This window comes from Bacillus sp. L_1B0_5 (genome assembly GCF_000836715.1).
Taxonomy (GTDB): domain Bacteria; phylum Bacillota; class Bacilli; order Bacillales; family Bacillaceae_G; genus Bacillus_A; species Bacillus_A thuringiensis_S.
Genome location: NZ_JXIS01000027.1, coordinates 17,590 through 31,687 on the forward strand (window position 1 = coordinate 17,590; position 14,098 = coordinate 31,687).

Below are 14,098 nucleotides of genomic sequence, written 5' to 3' on the forward strand. Positions count from 1 at the left end.
TGTTTATTTCCTCAATAATACTTTTCTTGGCATACAAGTTTCATAAGGCGCAATTACACCTTCGTTTTCTAAGCGTTCTATAATATACGCTGCTACTACATGTCCTACTTGAAATTCCCGGTCTATTTCATAAAGCGAAATCGTTTTTGAGCGCATGACGAACCTTTTAACCTTTTCATAGTAACGATTTACTAAAGTATCAATGCTTATTGCTTTAATCATTTTATGAACCTCCCACTTGCTATTCTTTTTCAGGAGTACCCATATCAACAACCTGAATATCCGAATACGCTCTAAGAATCGCAATAACTTCTTCTTCCCAGTCATCCAGATTGATATACAGTATTAACTTTTGTTTCGAATCATTTCCCCAACCGAACCAACGTTTAATTTGATCTAGAATACCATACGCTAATGACGATTTACTTTTTTCAAATAAACCATTCACAACGTGATATGTGGTTATCTTATCTTCACCGTAATAAATATGACATCCTACCGCAGTCTCATCTTTACAAAAATCTAATCTAACCTCTAAACTTCCACCTTCACGTGAATTATCGATATATTCTTCTATTTCCTTAAATAAGGCTGATACTTTCACATTAATAACATCTGGTAGCTCCAGATATTCTTTGTGACTTTTCTCTTGTCCTAATACCGTTTCTTTCAAAGTTACATCTGCCGAGTACCGCTTCCCAAAAAATATATCCGATAAATTACTTTTATCGTTAATACTTGAGACTTTAACCTTCATGATTAAATCATCCCTTTCAAAATTATAATTGCGTGTAATTTATATTACACGCTATAATATAAATAATAGCTGACATAACAATGCAGGTTTACCAATCATATGCCTGCATTTATCTACCATAAAATATGGCGTGTAATTAAAAGGAGTGTTTTTATGCATATACTAGATTCATTTATCAATTACGAAAAAGAACATGGAAAAAGCCCCGAAACAATTCGTGGCTACCATTACAAGCTGCTTCACTTCGAAAAATGGCTAGGAGCAGTTGAAACTGATCTATATAATTTTTCTCGTTCTGATGTTCAGCAATACTTAGATGACCTTACTTCACAAAAGAAAAGTGCATCTACCATTAATGGCCATTATGCTGCAATTAGAGCATTCTCTCAGTTCGCTAAGAAAACAGATTGTATTAAAGATATTCGTATAGTTAAAGCACCTAACTTATACCGTGAAGCTCCTGTTGCATTAGAACGAAAAGAAGTACTTCGTATTATGAGAGAAGTGGACCGTAGCGGTAACAAACGCGATAAGGCCATTCTCCTAACTTGTATTTATGCAGGAATTCGAATTGCAGAGTTAGTTGCCCTGGATATAGACGATGTTAAACTTTCTGAAAGACAAGGAACTATTCGAGTACGTCAAGGTAAAGGAAATAAAGAGCGCATCATCCCATTACATAAAGAAGCACGTTATGCTATTGCAGACTACTTAAAGTCTAGAGAAAGTACAGCAGAAGCTCTCTTCCTAAGTAACAGACAAACCAGAATTAGTAAAAGACGGGTTCAGCACATTTGCAATGATTACGGAGTAAATCCTCACCAATTCAGACATACATTTGTTACTGATCTCGTTGATGCTGGTATTGATGATAAAACTATTCAAACCTTAACAGGACATGAAAGTCCTGCAATGATTACTCGTTATCGTAGCGTCAGACCAGAAGACAAGCAAAACGCAATCGAAGCGTTGTATAGGGACCGTGATTAAGCGACTAGGATTCTTTCCTTTTCGCTTTTCTTTTTGCAAAGATATTTTCCAAACTTCCTGCCCATGCTTTTGTCTGTTGCTGTTGATTTCCTGTACTGCCTTTTTCCTTTTCCCATTTTTCTTCTAAAATAGCAAGCTTTCTTTCTTCTATTTCCAATTTACGAGGCGTAATATTGGCCATTGAATCCAATTTTTCAACTGCTTTTAATTTTTTATCCTGAATTCGTGTTAAAGCTTCTTCATGCGCTAAAACAGCAGCAATACGGTCACCTTCAGTTTCTTCTATAGATTGCTCAACCATTTCGTAATCCGTAATAGTCATTGTTCTATATTCATCACTCAATAGATTTTCTACCTTTATTTCTCTTTCTATAGGAGTGCGCGCTGTTAAAGTGCGTTTCTGAACAGGTGTTAAACCTTCACGTATTGCCTTTATACGCTTCATGATAAACATTTCTCGATAAGTATAGAGCTGGATCGCATCGATAAGCTCTTGTATTGGATCAATCTCCTCGATTTGGAGCAGTTGCTTCTCATCTTCATCCAAGGCATCTTGCCATAGGCTGCGATACTCTCCAGTTCTTACTGCATTACCATTACGTAATGGAGCAGCACCACCTTTATTACCAACGGCATTTTTATTACCTAAAGGAGCTGAACCTCCCTTATTACCAACGGCATTTTTATTGCCTGGCTGAGCCCCTTTAGGTTTAGGAGCGTTCCTTTTTCTAATAGGAGCGCTCTCTTTGGATTTAGGAGCGTTCCCTTTTAGTTCTTCCTCTAATTCTTCTTCCCAATTATCTTGGGATTTCCATTTTCGAATTGTATTAGCAGGTACTCCAATTTGTTTTGCAATATCTACTAATTTGTTTTCCTTACCGCTTTTTTCATTATCTATCCATATTTTTTTTGCCTGATTCCGTCTAGGATCTCTTTTTCTAGCCATCTCTCATCTCACCACCTCCTCACCGGCATTCGAGTTTGAGTTTGTTTCCTCGAATTCATTCGACAGAACGTACTAATCTTATCTCTGGTCTCTCATTTTATATCGTTATTACTTAAATTTCGTAAATAAAAAAGAGCCCTATCAATTAGAGCTCCCTTTTTCATTCTTATTATATTAATTTGAGATTTTGTACCTCTTTGAATCAATATCATTTAATCATTCAAACCAGATATTAATTCAAAGAGAGACAAAAGTCTCTCTCTGTTAGTTGAAGATCTTGTGCCAGAAACGTTGTTAAAGACGAAATAACTTTGTGAGTAGTTACATATAAACCAACAGGTGAAAGCGATAATGAATTTGAATTTACCTTATACACTCTTTATTAGAAATCAAGAACGTAAATTCATTCAATTCGCAACCACCATTTTGATCCATATAATTCGTAAAGTCTAGTATACATTCCTGAATGGGATTTCATGTTGCTACATCAGCTTCTACACCGATATAGCAACAAAGAGAAATAATACAATGGCATTTTGTATCATGTGAGAGCAAGAAGCGGACACTCTTGCTCTCAATAGGATACAAAATAAAAATCCCTTTTTGAAAAAGGAGCCTCGTTATGAAGCTCCTCACCTGTTTTTCGTACCTTCGCATAATATAGGGACCAGATGGAGTTGAGGGTACAGGCTGACGCACCCTCCATATACTCTTTTAGAATATATTAGATAAAAGAATATATGGAGAGGCATGTGAGCGCTCAATTAAACTAAATGCCACATCCTCAGAGGTCACGGAGGGTAACAAGTCTAAAACACTTTGTCTGCTTAAGATATTTTTCTCTACAATAACATAATACCACATCCACAATGTATTCTTTAAGCATATTTTATGCAATTTATCTGCTTCTTTACTGCAAATAAAAAACACCCCGTCTATTCTGGAGTGTTTTTATCCTTATTTAGATACTTTAATTCACGCAAATGTATTGCTAATTTATAAAACGCATCGGATTGTATATTATAAAATGTGCGTTCTGATACATCCAGAAACTCCTCACAAATCTCTTTATCTATGTAATCCTCAAAATCGAGGTATTTTTTCACAATTAATGTTCTTTCCCTTTTATTAAGTCTATTTACCGCACGCATTATTTTACCCATAAAAGCTGTACGTTTCTCATTTATCTCCATGTTACGAATAACCGTATCTTCCGTGCTGCTATGAAACGAATTCGTAAACGTCGGTGGAGCAATATTATAACTTGGCGTAATCTTGGGTAAATTTTCTTCTTCCATTTCATACATATATTCTTTGTATTGATATAGTTTAGCTTCTACTGCTTCTTTTGTGGCATCTCTATCAACCTCTTTTAACGCTGAGGAGATTGATTTCTTCTTTCTTGTTCGTCCTATTTTCCCAGGTTCTTTTACGCTCATATTGTAATATTGCCCCTTTCTTACTATCTATCTAATTACTCTAATTGTTTTCCCACTACATCTCTGATTATAAGCTCCCATGAGATACTTAATATCATGTAACGTTAGCTTTTCTTGTTGATTATTCTTTTTATATTTCGTTCTCTTTTTACTAATCACTCCTGATTTCATACAGCTTACCTCTTTCCCCTTATGGAATTTTTAATTACATAGTGCTGCTGTATCTTCTTTTAATTCCGCATCTTCTCTTAAAGAGACTCAACTGTCTATAATCCCAGCCCCACATCTCTCTAATACTATTTTCGCTATGTCCTGCTGCAATTAATGTTTCAAATTCTTCTCCGGTATGAGTTGGCCGCTCTTGTCTAATTTTATTTAACTCTTCCTCATCTAGCTTGTACTCAATTACTTCACTAGAAATTCGATTTATATCTTTAGCAAAACGCATAGGACCTAATTTACGTGTAGATCTGGAACTTTTATAAAAAAGTGACATTACATACTCCCCCTTCTTCACTTCTTCCCACATTCTTTACCACCCTTGAATAAATCCATAAGCCTTGTCCATACTATAAATACATTTGAGTTCTGAACTTCCTTCTTAACGTTTTTCCGAAGAGCAGTTAGCTTTTTCTAGCTGCTCTTTTATTCATCCATTATTTCTCCAAACATAATGCTCGCTGTATAGTCGTAACAACGTTCGCATAACCACTCAGTACGAGCTGGACTGTAACGAACCATTGTCTTTTCTTCATCGCATACGTCACATGTTCCGACTTTGTCCTCATCCATATCCATTCCCCTTTTCTAGAAAATGAAATTTTTGTTTAGTTTTTTATTAACTCTGGGTCTTCATAGATATTCCCGATCACTTCAAATTCACTTTGATCTTCAACTACATGTGGTAAAAGCATTAATCTTCTTGTAGCATCTGTCTTTAACACAAACATTGTTTCTAACCAATCTATAACACCCTCAACTAACTCTGTATCTTCTACTGTTTCCTTACTGCAATCTGTATACGTAACTTTTTCCCATCGAACAATGTCACCTACATATATCATCTTGTTATTCTTATCTTTTAGCCCTGTCGAAGCATTTCGCGAAATAAAATTGAATATGTCCCCATTATCCTTAAAGTTTTTTAATGTTTGCTGAACAAATCCGTTATTTGCTCCTTCGATTTGCATGATAGAACTTTCTAACATAAGAAATGTTTCATCTTCTTCATTTTGAAAAATATGCCTAATCATAAAATTGTCGTCCATATTAATTCTCCTTTTCTATTAAAATGAAGTTTTTGTTCTAATTAAACAAGCTCATTTGCTCGGTTCTAAAATTCATAAACAATATTTCTTCTGATTCACATGCAACTCCGGATCCGCCGACAACTTGCTTATGAGCTTTGAATGTTTCTCTTTCCCAATTCGGATAGAGTTCGTGTAATAGCGGATCATCGTAATAAGATAAAATAACTTTCCCGTTTACTTTGTTTAATAAGCTGGCTAAATCTATATGGTCCTTCTTTGTAAATCCTCCAGCGTAGAACTTTTCACGACCGATATATGGAGGATCGACATAAAATAATGTCTCTTTGCTATCGTACTTCTCAATGATGCTTCTAAAATCTAATTGCTCTATCATTGTGCCCTGCATTCTCTTAGCAAACGATTCAATAATCGAGCAAGCACCTAAATATCCCCTTGCTGGATTTTGATTGCTTTTCGTACTGTTTCTCCAACCCGTCTGAGGTACTTCGTCAGCATTCCCTTTTGATATACCTGACCTATTGAGATAAAACCAACGAACCGCTTTTTCGAATGGATCTCGAGGTAAATGCTCTTTCTTCCAGCTTTCATACAGTTGCCTGCTATACGGTAGTGATTCACAAGCTTTTTGTAACTCTTTTGGATTGCTTCTTGCTACAAGTAAAAAGTTAACTACATTACCATCAATATCGTTATAAACTTCATGGCCAATTGGTGGCTTTTGTGAAATTACATGGGCAGCACCACCAAATGGCTCCACGTACACCTTATGAGCTGGCATCTTATTAATTATGTGTTCTGCATACTTTCCTTTTCCTCCAAACCAAATCAAAGGACTTCTGGCCATGTTCTTTTGCGCTCCTCTCATTTAGGGTTATATAGCATCCCTTTTTCTTTTAAACTCTTATAATTATCTTTACTTCTAATTCCGCATCTCACACATCCCCAATACCCTTTTCGATATTTGAGAACGTGTCCTTTCTTTCTACATTTCATCCTAAAAGGAAACTTCAAAAATAGGTTTAACAGTTGCAACATCAATTCACCTTTTCTAATAAAATAGCGTTTTGATTACAATTTATAATCATGTGCTGCCTGCCTTAAGAATTTTCTTACTGCGCTCTTCTCTCTTTCTTCTGGGTTAATTACAAGCTCAGTCACCTTGAACCCCAGTAATTCAGCACCTTCTATATTCCCTCTGAGCAAGTTGTGTAAATTATGACTATAATACTCATCCGTTACCTCAATCACTAATTCAAGCTTATGACCAGCAGGAAATGTAATCATGTTTGTAGCTGCTCTATATGTTTCATCTTCTTCCATTCGTTTATTGTGCCGACGTAGTTTTTCTTCAAATTCTTCAGATTTACTGATCTTTATCATTCCATCTCACCTTTCTCCCAACTAACTTTTATTAATATAACTCCATAAGTTATCAATCTTTTCGTTTTGTATATCCAGCATTTCCTTATAAGTATCTAAACGTTCTTTTGAGTGTTTTAAATCCAACTTCATACAAACGGTATGGCCAAACAAAATACCGATAATTATCCATAAAACTAACTCCATTACCTTCACCTCACTTCCATACAAGATAGCGTTTTTTATTAAAATTACGTCATCTTATCCATTTCTCACCTGGAAAATCTCTCTCATATATAAATTTACGAAGTTGGTTATCTGTCATTGTTTTTATGTCTGAAGGATTAATTTTGCATACGTTCCCTCTCATTGCTTCATATTTGATATACTCAGCCGCTGTCACTTCAAGCTCTTCTCTTGAAAATCTTCTCAAAACATCCTTTACTTCTTTAGTTTCTTGATCTGCACTCAATTTGACGCCCCCCTATCAAATAACGATTTTGTTTTAATTAATTCCTTGCAATGCTTGCATTAGCCCAAAAAACAGCTTCTTCAAGTTTTGTTAAAGCTAATGACTTTTCACGACTATTCGGGCATGATCCATCAATCAAATTTGCGAAATGTAAAGCTTCATTTCTAATATCTACAAACTTCTCTGTTTGTCCCTCTTTAGGCGGATGGTAAGTAAAATTCTTTTTAATTTGTTCTTTCATGATTTTTAGCTCCTTTTCCAAAATAAAGATTTTATTCAGTTTTACTCACCCAAACAGTAGTGCATGCCTGTAAAATACCTCGCATCTCTGTCTCCGTTAAACTGCCCACATAGTCTAGCTTTTGTTCTTGAGTTAAGTGGATACTACTTGTCACTTCATTAAATTCTCTAGATTTCTCAATTACATCCATTGCGTCCATCTCGATTTTTTGAGGCTTCACTTTTACCTCTTCATTAAACAGTGGTACGAAGTTTATTATTTTTACTGTTTTATAGTTATGTTTTTTACTAATCCGCCCTTCGATTTCTCTTATCCATTCAATACCGCTATATACTTCTGCAATGTTTATATGGTCATTACCATGTTCTAAATCGCTACCACTATTACGCTTATATACATAAGAAACCCAATAATCACATTTTGTCATTTTTCGTTTTTCATTCGCCATAATTACCCACCTTTAATTCAAATAAGAATTTTGTATTAAAGTAATACTGCTCCGCCCCATAATCCTAAAATGAAAAACAAAACTGCTACGGTAGCCATTAATCCACATATCTCTTTCAAATCCAACACCTCGATTTATACAAATTAACTATTTTGTTAGATTTTTCAGCAACTCTGGATTTTCAAATCTATTCCCTTTAATACGATTTAGATTTATTTCACTCCATAATTGCGTCCCATTATCTACCTCATTATCAATCCACCAGACACCCTCTTCTTGTTTAACTACTCCTGTAAATCCATTCCCTTCATCTATTCGGTCATAAAATTCTTGATCTACGACGTCTCCTTCGTAAATTTCATTACCTTTTGCATCCTTAATCCCCGTGTATTGAAGTAGTTCGACATCTTTTAGAGGAGAGATATACACCGCATAACAAATGCCATCAACTATATGGGCCAATTGCACTCTTTGTTTAGCAAAGTCTATGAATCCAACTTCATACATTTTTTCCATAACCTTGTCCCACGCCCGAAACTTAACACCTTCCATTTCTCATTCCCCTTTCCAACCAAATAACGCTTTTGTTTAGTTTTATAACGCTCGTTTTTCTCTTAACAATTGAATGTTATTTATAGTAACCGTATGAGCGCCACTTGCTTCTTTCAATATTTCCATTAAGTCTAAAACGTCTTTTTTGCTATTTAGTTTCGAGCGGCTAACAAATAAATACGTTCCTTCGGCAAATCCATTTCCGAGATGATTAGTGTAAGAAATTAAATACTCAAATCTACGCGGCTTCATTGTTCTCATTCCCATTCCTCATTTCTGTACAAAATTCAAATTTTGTTGGAGTCCAAATCCATTAGACTGACTATTCGGTTTAATATATACGCATTTTAAGCCAGGGCGAGGATTCCTTAGCTCTTTTTGCGCATTCTTCCCGTGTTAACACAGGAGTTGTTATCGCCTCTTCTACACTCCATTTTTGCTTTTTTATTCTGTCACGTGCCAACCTATAGCAAATCCCATTTAATGAGGCTATTTTCATTTGTTCATCATTTAACACTTTGTTTTGACATTTAGAATTAGCTTTCTCGGCTAACTCTAACGCCTGGTATTTATCTATAGGAGGTGTGGTTATTGCATCAATTACTCTCCAGTTTCTCTTTATTCTAGCTGTATATGTCGATCTAGATATCCCGTTTTTCAAAGCGATTTCCTTTACGTTTTTCCACCCTGTCGCATTATATCTAGATGGTTTAATCATCGCAGTTTCTTTATCCCAACCACAGTTCCTAATTCTACGATCTAGTAACTCACGACTAATCCCACGCTCAGCTGCTATTTCATATTCTTCTGGAGTGACATAATAGTCATATAGCGATTTCATAAAACACATCATCCCCTTTAAATTCAAAATGATGACTTACAAGTCCGCATTAACCTTAATATCCGTTATCTTGACGTAGATGGTTCACTTGATTTTTCTCTATATATGCACGTTCAATCTCTTCTAATTTGAAGCTTAGCATTTCTCCTAACCCTAAATAATGACTTAGCAAGACATCCGCATTTAATGGCGTTGGATCTTCTTTTAGCCGAACTGCTAATGAGTATATTTCTAAAAATTGCTCTGTTACATTGTCACAATAAATCGCTACCGGTAAGTTTACCTTCACTCCTGTATGGATACATAAACTAATCGCAAAATGTAACCCATCAACGTATTCTTCAAGAAGAGGATTTTTATCAACTACTAGATACCCTGCACATTTCTCGCAATAATACCAATGGTTTCCTAACCCATGTGTACCTAACTTTTCATCAACTGGCGGATTCCCTCTTCTGTATCCTTTTTTCGCACAATCAGGACAATTTTCTCTCACATAAGTTCTCGGTTTAGTGTTTTCACTCCAAAACTTAAATCCCCGCCATTCCTTCATACATTCTGCTACTTCATCGATGAATGCTAAAATTCTTGATTGAAACGTTCCTGCCCAACTAAGCTCTTTATCTTCTAAAACTCTTACATCAAACTCTTTTTGCATTTTAAACAACTTGGCAATGTTCATATGTCAACCTCTCCTTACACTCTTAATTTTTGCCACCGGTATTAATAAGCTGCATGCGATATAGCGAGCCTCGTGTTCATCTTTTGCGTTTTCGATAACACTAAGCGTCCCTTCCATTGGCGGCAGCTCATATACAATTATGAATGGATACATACAACACGACCTTCCTTCGCTTTACGACAATCCCTTACAACCTCTCCATTTTTACCGAAATAGATGATTTCCCAACGCGGATCAGCTTTACATTCATGTGGCATCCCATCATAAACAACTAACAAATCTGTTTTGTGATTCCCTACAATCGTGGCCATCTTCCCCGCTATTTCGACTCGCATTCCCATATAAGTAAACTCGATTTTTCTAAACTTACACATTCTCAAAAAATCTTTTTCCTTGCTATAAAATTGCTCCAGATTATCTAACCCAATGTATTCACACGTTGCCATCCTTTTAAAATCTGGGTACGGCATGTTTGTCTTATGTAACTTGAATTCTTTATAGAACATTGATAAAGCTTGCGCTTCCGAATGGGCTGTAACCTCCGATTCATGATGCTTACTATTTAATTGGATAGATAATCGATAGCGATACTGTACAGTCATCTATGTCTCCCCCTTATTTTGTATATCCTTTTCTTTTAAAAGGAGTGTCAACTCAGAAACGTTTAGTTCCCAAAGTTGACGGTTTCCTTTTTTAAAAATGCCTATATTTATGAGCTGTTCTATGATGCATTGCTTGTCCATTATCCTTATAGGTCAACCCTGTCTTCTGCTAAATAACGAAGAGTTAGTTCTGCTGCAGATCGAGAGGCAGATAAATATCCATCCTCCTCATTCCCATCCTTATCAGTCTCTTTTTCCACTCGAACTACATATCCGGATTTGTCTACTGCTATGTCAAATGGCATAAATTGATTGAATTTTCTGTTATTTTTAATAAATGCTGCAGCACGTCGCAATGCTTTTGCCTCATCTTCTGTTGCAACTCGTACATCAAACAGGTCCATCGTCACCTTCCCACCATCATCATGATCATACTTACCTAATTTGAACTCGATGGCATAAGCGTATTCAATTTCACTTCCTTCAACTCCGCTGCATTTAGCGATCCATTTCACATCTTTATTTTCGAATACAACATAATCATTTTTCCGGATAACTGGCGCTTCAACTTCATAACCATATTCAATTGCTCTTGCAAGTTTTATAAGATTACCTTTTTCAAATAACCAACTTGTTTTAAACAATTCATTCGCTTGCTTATCTAATATCTCCCACATAGCATTTGGAGCACTTGAATATTGTTTCAAACCAAGAATATCAGCAATTTCTTTAGGTATTTTTACAGGTGGCTCTTTAACCGCATCTATATTTTTTTCATGAATAATGGCTATACCTTCCTCCCTAGCAATAGCCCACATACCAGATTCTTTTATTTCTGCAAGTACGATCCCTAAAATACGATTACATCCACATGTACATTTCACTTCTTGTTTAAATTCAAATTTTTTCATTTTATTTTCCCCTCTCGTTATCTAAGATATTGTTCTACTCTCAATGGTTCGAAACCGCTATCTAAGTAAATCCGTAATTCTACCGCAGTTCCTCGATCACGCATCTCCTTACACAACTCTACTGCTTTTTCCCAACTAAAATCTTTTGCTTTTGATCTCTGATATCGCCATAAAGCAGTTGTATAATCTACAAACAAATCAAACCTATTGTCAGGTCCTTCTTTTTTCACTGCTTTTTTAGGAAGCTCGTCTATGTCTTTGGCGTTTTTGGGTATCTTTGCTAAAATATCAGCGAAACTCACTTTCCCTTTCCGCTGCTTCACATGAGCCTTCCGAGCTTCAAATTTTACAATTCCCGGTTCTACATCGAATATATTTAGCTGCTTATTCACCACATCACCACCTATTCAACAGCACTATTACATTGATAACTTATTAATCTCAGCAGCCACTTCTTGCAATGCTTTTGGACTTAAAATTAACTTCCCTCCAGCCAAAATATAATTTTCCTGACTAATTTCGCCTGTTAACTGACATGCATACGCAGGTCTATACTTCCTTAAAACAATCTCATCTTCATTTAGTAAGAATTCAATTGGCTCAGTAATATCAATTTCTAGGGCACTACGAAGTTCCATCGGTATAACCAGACGTCCTAACTTATCAACTTTCCGTGCGATACCTGTATCTTGCAGCTTTCTAACAACCACGTTTTCTCCATCTCTAAATACCTCTACATAATCCCCATCTGCAATTTCAAGTGTACGTCTTAGTTCCTTAGGAATAACTATTCGGCCTAATCTATCCATACTTCTTACAATACCTGTTGTTCTCATTTTCATTTCTCCCTTAACTTATATTTTTGTATTCTTCACTTCATCACCATCTCACCAAGTTTAAAAATCAAACAGAGATAGTTGTTCTATCAATTCATTTTCTGTAGCATCCTTCATTACTTCTAAAACTACAGGATCTGCCTTTTCCTCAGATACCACTGGCACTCCACCATCAAACTGCCGCCAATTTACAAAACACTCCCTAAGATGGCATCCCAAAAACTTCCCATCACCAACCCGATATATATAGCAAGTATTACTGGATTCGCTATTTGAATATTTACTTCTACTCAGGAGATAACTTTGACCCACTTTCAAATTAAGAGTTTCAACTGTACTTTCTGCTAATACAACTGCGTCATCTTGTAATTCAATTTGCGAAGCAACAGGATCACCATTAGGTCCTTGTTTTATATGTTCAATGCCTACTCTTTTGATGTAATGCCCGTCTGAATCCGGCTGCTCCATCTGCAATTGAATACCAAACATCTCACCAGGAATGATAAATTGCACTGATCCCCATCCACTAAAAAGCAAATCTTCTACATAAATCCGATCCCCTTCAGCTATCATGCGAATTCCTCCTAGTTAACTTGTGGTAGTGAAGCAAGGTAATCTAGAGCAATTCCTCGCCCCGGACCACATCGGATGCAATTTTCTACAAAATATTGATAAGGAATACTCTTCCTACCACCTTGCACCGATTCCGACCACCATTCGGCTAATTGATCAAACATTAATATGTAATGCTCTTGATATATCGAAAACTCAATCAAAAGGAAACTGACTCCTTTTTGCTGTTGATGTTTTCGTAAATATGATATTTGATGACTTTTCACATTTTTTAGCGGAAAATTCGTTTTATTCATCGAACTTTTGGCATCAAATGCAATTGACACTCCATTTGTAAGCCCTTTGTAATCGACAGTACTTTTATGATCGTACCAACCATTCTCTATTTGCCCACGCTGATCTAATTTCTTAACTTTTACAGGTGTGGCAACTTTATCGATTAAGGCGATTCCCCTGGCATCGTACTGTGCATTGGCCGTTCCAATCGCTATTTCTAAAGCATTTCCTCTATTTGCATAATTTGTTGCTCTTTTCACCATCTCACCACCTATTTACCATGATTGAATTTATCGTTATATAAATTTGTTAATTGTTCGTCGGAGCATGAATAGTAACTATAGTTACTATTCATAAAAAGCAGAGTAATCATTTCCTCTCTCGTCATTCAGACTCCCACCCTTCAAATCGGATTCAAGAACATAATCAGTAATCTCCAGCTCTATTGCATCGTGCATTACGTTCCCTCCTTTCTAACTCTCTTATCGCTTCTGCTTTAACCTTACTTTCGCATGATTCAAAACGAATAATTTGGTATAGCTGACTTAGTGTTGCAGTTCCCACTTAAAGCGCCTCCTATGTATTCACTAAGAATATGTTGCTTTAAGCATAAAATTACTTCAAAAAAAATTTAACATCTATATCTAATATATCCGCTATAGAAGTGGCTACTCGTAAGCTAGGTGTCTTAGAGAGAACCTCAATACCTGCATAGTAACTTCTATTAATGCCAACCATTTCAGCTATTTCCCATTGTTTTAAATCTTTGTTCTTTCTCGCAGTTTTGATAAGGAGAACTTTCTCATTCTTGTCCATATATCTCCCTCGCTTTTTGTATGCTATAAGCAACATTTTCAAATTGATTATATACCATGTATTGGCATAAAACAACCACTTTATGT

29 protein-coding genes are annotated in these 14,098 nt (G+C 35.9%); 1 reads left to right on the forward strand and 28 read right to left on the reverse strand.

Annotation, left to right across the window (positions count from 1 at the left end; all coding sequences use genetic code 11):
- Positions 1-3: 3 nt before the first annotated feature.
- Complete coding sequence (locus RT27_RS10005; RefSeq protein WP_043935965.1) at positions 4-222, reverse strand: DNA translocase FtsK; 219 nt, start codon at positions 220-222, stop codon at positions 4-6.
- 19 nt (positions 223-241) lie between these two features.
- Complete coding sequence (locus RT27_RS10010; RefSeq protein ID WP_043935967.1) at positions 242-757, reverse strand: hypothetical protein; 516 nt, start codon at positions 755-757, stop codon at positions 242-244.
- A 153-nt stretch (positions 758-910) separates the two neighbouring features.
- Between RT27_RS10010 and RT27_RS10015 the strand changes: the two genes are divergently transcribed.
- Complete coding sequence (locus RT27_RS10015) at positions 911-1,747, forward strand: tyrosine-type recombinase/integrase (RefSeq protein ID WP_043935969.1); 837 nt, start codon at positions 911-913, stop codon at positions 1,745-1,747.
- Positions 1,748-1,751: 4 nt separating this feature from the next.
- Here the strand turns inward: RT27_RS10015 and RT27_RS10020 are convergent, their stop codons facing one another.
- From RT27_RS10020 to RT27_RS10120, 26 genes are all read right to left on the reverse strand, one after another.
- A complete protein-coding gene (locus RT27_RS10020) occupies positions 1,752-2,693 on the reverse strand; it encodes a phage terminase small subunit-related protein (RefSeq protein WP_043935971.1) in 942 nt (313 codons plus the stop codon).
- Between the two features lie 935 nt (positions 2,694-3,628).
- On the reverse strand, positions 3,629-4,132 hold the full coding sequence (locus tag RT27_RS10025) for an ArpU family phage packaging/lysis transcriptional regulator (RefSeq protein ID WP_043935973.1): 504 nt from the start codon (positions 4,130-4,132) through the stop codon (positions 3,629-3,631).
- Between the two features lie 27 nt (positions 4,133-4,159).
- On the reverse strand, positions 4,160-4,303 hold the full coding sequence (locus RT27_RS35170; protein WP_197077997.1) for a hypothetical protein: 144 nt from the start codon (positions 4,301-4,303) through the stop codon (positions 4,160-4,162).
- Between the two features lie 34 nt (positions 4,304-4,337).
- A complete protein-coding gene (locus tag RT27_RS10030; protein WP_231577678.1) occupies positions 4,338-4,628 on the reverse strand; it encodes a hypothetical protein in 291 nt (96 codons plus the stop codon).
- A 149-nt stretch (positions 4,629-4,777) separates the two neighbouring features.
- Entirely contained in the window at positions 4,778-4,924 is a 147-nt protein-coding gene (locus RT27_RS34780) for a hypothetical protein (protein ID WP_156137702.1), read from the reverse strand.
- 35 nt (positions 4,925-4,959) lie between these two features.
- The gene (locus RT27_RS32375) at positions 4,960-5,400 is read right to left on the reverse strand and encodes a YopX family protein (RefSeq protein WP_052497693.1); all 441 of its coding nucleotides are present in this window, start codon (positions 5,398-5,400) and stop codon (positions 4,960-4,962) included.
- A gap of 37 nt (positions 5,401-5,437) precedes the next feature.
- Complete coding sequence (locus tag RT27_RS10040; protein ID WP_043935974.1) at positions 5,438-6,247, reverse strand: DNA adenine methylase; 810 nt, start codon at positions 6,245-6,247, stop codon at positions 5,438-5,440.
- A 224-nt stretch (positions 6,248-6,471) separates the two neighbouring features.
- Positions 6,472-6,783 carry a hypothetical protein gene (locus RT27_RS10045; protein ID WP_043935975.1) on the reverse strand — a complete coding sequence of 104 codons (312 nt, stop codon included), beginning with the start codon at positions 6,781-6,783 and terminating at the stop codon, positions 6,472-6,474.
- A 21-nt stretch (positions 6,784-6,804) separates the two neighbouring features.
- Entirely contained in the window at positions 6,805-6,969 is a 165-nt protein-coding gene (locus RT27_RS35175) for a hypothetical protein (RefSeq protein ID WP_043935976.1), read from the reverse strand.
- Positions 6,970-7,018: 49 nt separating this feature from the next.
- Positions 7,019-7,234: a hypothetical protein gene (locus RT27_RS10055; RefSeq protein WP_024086080.1), complete on the reverse strand. Its 216-nt coding sequence runs from the start codon at positions 7,232-7,234 to the stop codon at positions 7,019-7,021.
- Between the two features lie 37 nt (positions 7,235-7,271).
- Positions 7,272-7,475 (reverse strand): hypothetical protein, encoded by a 204-nt coding sequence (locus RT27_RS10060; RefSeq protein ID WP_000662953.1) that lies wholly within the window; start codon positions 7,473-7,475, stop codon positions 7,272-7,274.
- 31 nt (positions 7,476-7,506) lie between these two features.
- On the reverse strand, positions 7,507-7,923 hold the full coding sequence (locus tag RT27_RS10065) for a hypothetical protein (protein WP_043935977.1): 417 nt from the start codon (positions 7,921-7,923) through the stop codon (positions 7,507-7,509).
- 147 nt (positions 7,924-8,070) lie between these two features.
- Complete coding sequence (locus RT27_RS10070) at positions 8,071-8,475, reverse strand: YopX family protein (RefSeq protein ID WP_043935978.1); 405 nt, start codon at positions 8,473-8,475, stop codon at positions 8,071-8,073.
- A 42-nt stretch (positions 8,476-8,517) separates the two neighbouring features.
- Entirely contained in the window at positions 8,518-8,736 is a 219-nt protein-coding gene (locus RT27_RS10075) for a hypothetical protein (RefSeq protein WP_043935979.1), read from the reverse strand.
- 70 nt (positions 8,737-8,806) lie between these two features.
- Positions 8,807-9,316 carry a hypothetical protein gene (locus tag RT27_RS10080; protein ID WP_043935980.1) on the reverse strand — a complete coding sequence of 170 codons (510 nt, stop codon included), beginning with the start codon at positions 9,314-9,316 and terminating at the stop codon, positions 8,807-8,809.
- A gap of 55 nt (positions 9,317-9,371) precedes the next feature.
- The gene (locus tag RT27_RS10085; protein ID WP_043935981.1) at positions 9,372-9,998 is read right to left on the reverse strand and encodes a dUTP diphosphatase; all 627 of its coding nucleotides are present in this window, start codon (positions 9,996-9,998) and stop codon (positions 9,372-9,374) included.
- Positions 9,999-10,001: 3 nt separating this feature from the next.
- Positions 10,002-10,151, reverse strand: a complete 150-nt coding sequence (locus RT27_RS35180; RefSeq protein WP_197077996.1) for a hypothetical protein — start codon at positions 10,149-10,151, stop codon at positions 10,002-10,004.
- Positions 10,136-10,600, reverse strand: a complete 465-nt coding sequence (locus RT27_RS10090; RefSeq protein WP_043935983.1) for a hypothetical protein — start codon at positions 10,598-10,600, stop codon at positions 10,136-10,138. The genes RT27_RS35180 and RT27_RS10090 overlap by 16 nt, the downstream gene beginning before the upstream one ends.
- On the reverse strand, positions 10,601-10,741 hold the full coding sequence (locus RT27_RS36095; RefSeq protein WP_082044838.1) for a Fur-regulated basic protein FbpA: 141 nt from the start codon (positions 10,739-10,741) through the stop codon (positions 10,601-10,603).
- Between the two features lie 5 nt (positions 10,742-10,746).
- Positions 10,747-11,511, reverse strand: a complete 765-nt coding sequence (locus RT27_RS10095) for a hypothetical protein (RefSeq protein WP_043935984.1) — start codon at positions 11,509-11,511, stop codon at positions 10,747-10,749.
- A 17-nt stretch (positions 11,512-11,528) separates the two neighbouring features.
- Positions 11,529-11,903: a hypothetical protein gene (locus RT27_RS10100; protein WP_043935985.1), complete on the reverse strand. Its 375-nt coding sequence runs from the start codon at positions 11,901-11,903 to the stop codon at positions 11,529-11,531.
- A 27-nt stretch (positions 11,904-11,930) separates the two neighbouring features.
- A complete protein-coding gene (locus tag RT27_RS10105; RefSeq protein WP_082044837.1) occupies positions 11,931-12,347 on the reverse strand; it encodes an AbrB/MazE/SpoVT family DNA-binding domain-containing protein in 417 nt (138 codons plus the stop codon).
- A 60-nt stretch (positions 12,348-12,407) separates the two neighbouring features.
- Positions 12,408-12,920: a hypothetical protein gene (locus RT27_RS10110; protein WP_043935987.1), complete on the reverse strand. Its 513-nt coding sequence runs from the start codon at positions 12,918-12,920 to the stop codon at positions 12,408-12,410.
- An 11-nt stretch (positions 12,921-12,931) separates the two neighbouring features.
- Positions 12,932-13,459, reverse strand: a complete 528-nt coding sequence (locus RT27_RS10115; protein ID WP_043935988.1) for a Holliday junction resolvase RecU — start codon at positions 13,457-13,459, stop codon at positions 12,932-12,934.
- A gap of 163 nt (positions 13,460-13,622) precedes the next feature.
- Positions 13,623-13,760, reverse strand: a complete 138-nt coding sequence (locus RT27_RS34785; RefSeq protein WP_156137703.1) for a hypothetical protein — start codon at positions 13,758-13,760, stop codon at positions 13,623-13,625.
- 51 nt (positions 13,761-13,811) lie between these two features.
- Positions 13,812-14,012, reverse strand: a complete 201-nt coding sequence (locus tag RT27_RS10120; RefSeq protein WP_043935989.1) for a helix-turn-helix transcriptional regulator — start codon at positions 14,010-14,012, stop codon at positions 13,812-13,814.
- Positions 14,013-14,098: the final 86 nt, after the last annotated feature.

What these genes read in the sequence shown, in the direction of transcription:
- RT27_RS10005 (WP_043935965.1), bottom strand. Translation starts at nt 222, where the DNA reads ATGATTAAAGCAATAAGCATTGATACTTTAGTAAATCGTTACTATGAA.
- RT27_RS10010 (WP_043935967.1), bottom strand. Translation starts at nt 757, where the DNA reads ATGAAGGTTAAAGTCTCAAGTATTAACGATAAAAGTAATTTATCGGAT.
- RT27_RS10015 (WP_043935969.1), top strand. Translation starts at nt 911, where the DNA reads ATGCATATACTAGATTCATTTATCAATTACGAAAAAGAACATGGAAAA.
- RT27_RS10020 (WP_043935971.1), bottom strand. Translation starts at nt 2,693, where the DNA reads ATGGCTAGAAAAAGAGATCCTAGACGGAATCAGGCAAAAAAAATATGG.
- RT27_RS10025 (WP_043935973.1), bottom strand. Translation starts at nt 4,132, where the DNA reads ATGAGCGTAAAAGAACCTGGGAAAATAGGACGAACAAGAAAGAAGAAA.
- RT27_RS35170 (WP_197077997.1), bottom strand. Translation starts at nt 4,303, where the DNA reads ATGAAATCAGGAGTGATTAGTAAAAAGAGAACGAAATATAAAAAGAAT.
- RT27_RS10030 (WP_231577678.1), bottom strand. Translation starts at nt 4,628, where the DNA reads ATGTCACTTTTTTATAAAAGTTCCAGATCTACACGTAAATTAGGTCCT.
- RT27_RS34780 (WP_156137702.1), bottom strand. Translation starts at nt 4,924, where the DNA reads ATGGATGAGGACAAAGTCGGAACATGTGACGTATGCGATGAAGAAAAG.
- RT27_RS32375 (WP_052497693.1), bottom strand. Translation starts at nt 5,400, where the DNA reads ATGGACGACAATTTTATGATTAGGCATATTTTTCAAAATGAAGAAGAT.
- RT27_RS10040 (WP_043935974.1), bottom strand. Translation starts at nt 6,247, where the DNA reads ATGGCCAGAAGTCCTTTGATTTGGTTTGGAGGAAAAGGAAAGTATGCA.
- RT27_RS10045 (WP_043935975.1), bottom strand. Translation starts at nt 6,783, where the DNA reads ATGATAAAGATCAGTAAATCTGAAGAATTTGAAGAAAAACTACGTCGG.
- RT27_RS35175 (WP_043935976.1), bottom strand. Translation starts at nt 6,969, where the DNA reads ATGGAGTTAGTTTTATGGATAATTATCGGTATTTTGTTTGGCCATACC.
- RT27_RS10060 (WP_000662953.1), bottom strand. Translation starts at nt 7,475, where the DNA reads ATGAAAGAACAAATTAAAAAGAATTTTACTTACCATCCGCCTAAAGAG.
- RT27_RS10065 (WP_043935977.1), bottom strand. Translation starts at nt 7,923, where the DNA reads ATGGCGAATGAAAAACGAAAAATGACAAAATGTGATTATTGGGTTTCT.
- RT27_RS10070 (WP_043935978.1), bottom strand. Translation starts at nt 8,475, where the DNA reads ATGGAAGGTGTTAAGTTTCGGGCGTGGGACAAGGTTATGGAAAAAATG.
- RT27_RS10075 (WP_043935979.1), bottom strand. Translation starts at nt 8,736, where the DNA reads ATGAGAACAATGAAGCCGCGTAGATTTGAGTATTTAATTTCTTACACT.
- RT27_RS10080 (WP_043935980.1), bottom strand. Translation starts at nt 9,316, where the DNA reads ATGAAATCGCTATATGACTATTATGTCACTCCAGAAGAATATGAAATA.
- RT27_RS10085 (WP_043935981.1), bottom strand. Translation starts at nt 9,998, where the DNA reads ATGAACATTGCCAAGTTGTTTAAAATGCAAAAAGAGTTTGATGTAAGA.
- RT27_RS35180 (WP_197077996.1), bottom strand. Translation starts at nt 10,151, where the DNA reads ATGTATCCATTCATAATTGTATATGAGCTGCCGCCAATGGAAGGGACG.
- RT27_RS10090 (WP_043935983.1), bottom strand. Translation starts at nt 10,600, where the DNA reads ATGACTGTACAGTATCGCTATCGATTATCTATCCAATTAAATAGTAAG.
- RT27_RS36095 (WP_082044838.1), bottom strand. Translation starts at nt 10,741, where the DNA reads ATGGACAAGCAATGCATCATAGAACAGCTCATAAATATAGGCATTTTT.
- RT27_RS10095 (WP_043935984.1), bottom strand. Translation starts at nt 11,511, where the DNA reads ATGAAAAAATTTGAATTTAAACAAGAAGTGAAATGTACATGTGGATGT.
- RT27_RS10105 (WP_082044837.1), bottom strand. Translation starts at nt 12,347, where the DNA reads ATGAGAACAACAGGTATTGTAAGAAGTATGGATAGATTAGGCCGAATA.
- RT27_RS10110 (WP_043935987.1), bottom strand. Translation starts at nt 12,920, where the DNA reads ATGATAGCTGAAGGGGATCGGATTTATGTAGAAGATTTGCTTTTTAGT.
- RT27_RS10115 (WP_043935988.1), bottom strand. Translation starts at nt 13,459, where the DNA reads ATGGTGAAAAGAGCAACAAATTATGCAAATAGAGGAAATGCTTTAGAA.
- RT27_RS10120 (WP_043935989.1), bottom strand. Translation starts at nt 14,012, where the DNA reads ATGGACAAGAATGAGAAAGTTCTCCTTATCAAAACTGCGAGAAAGAAC.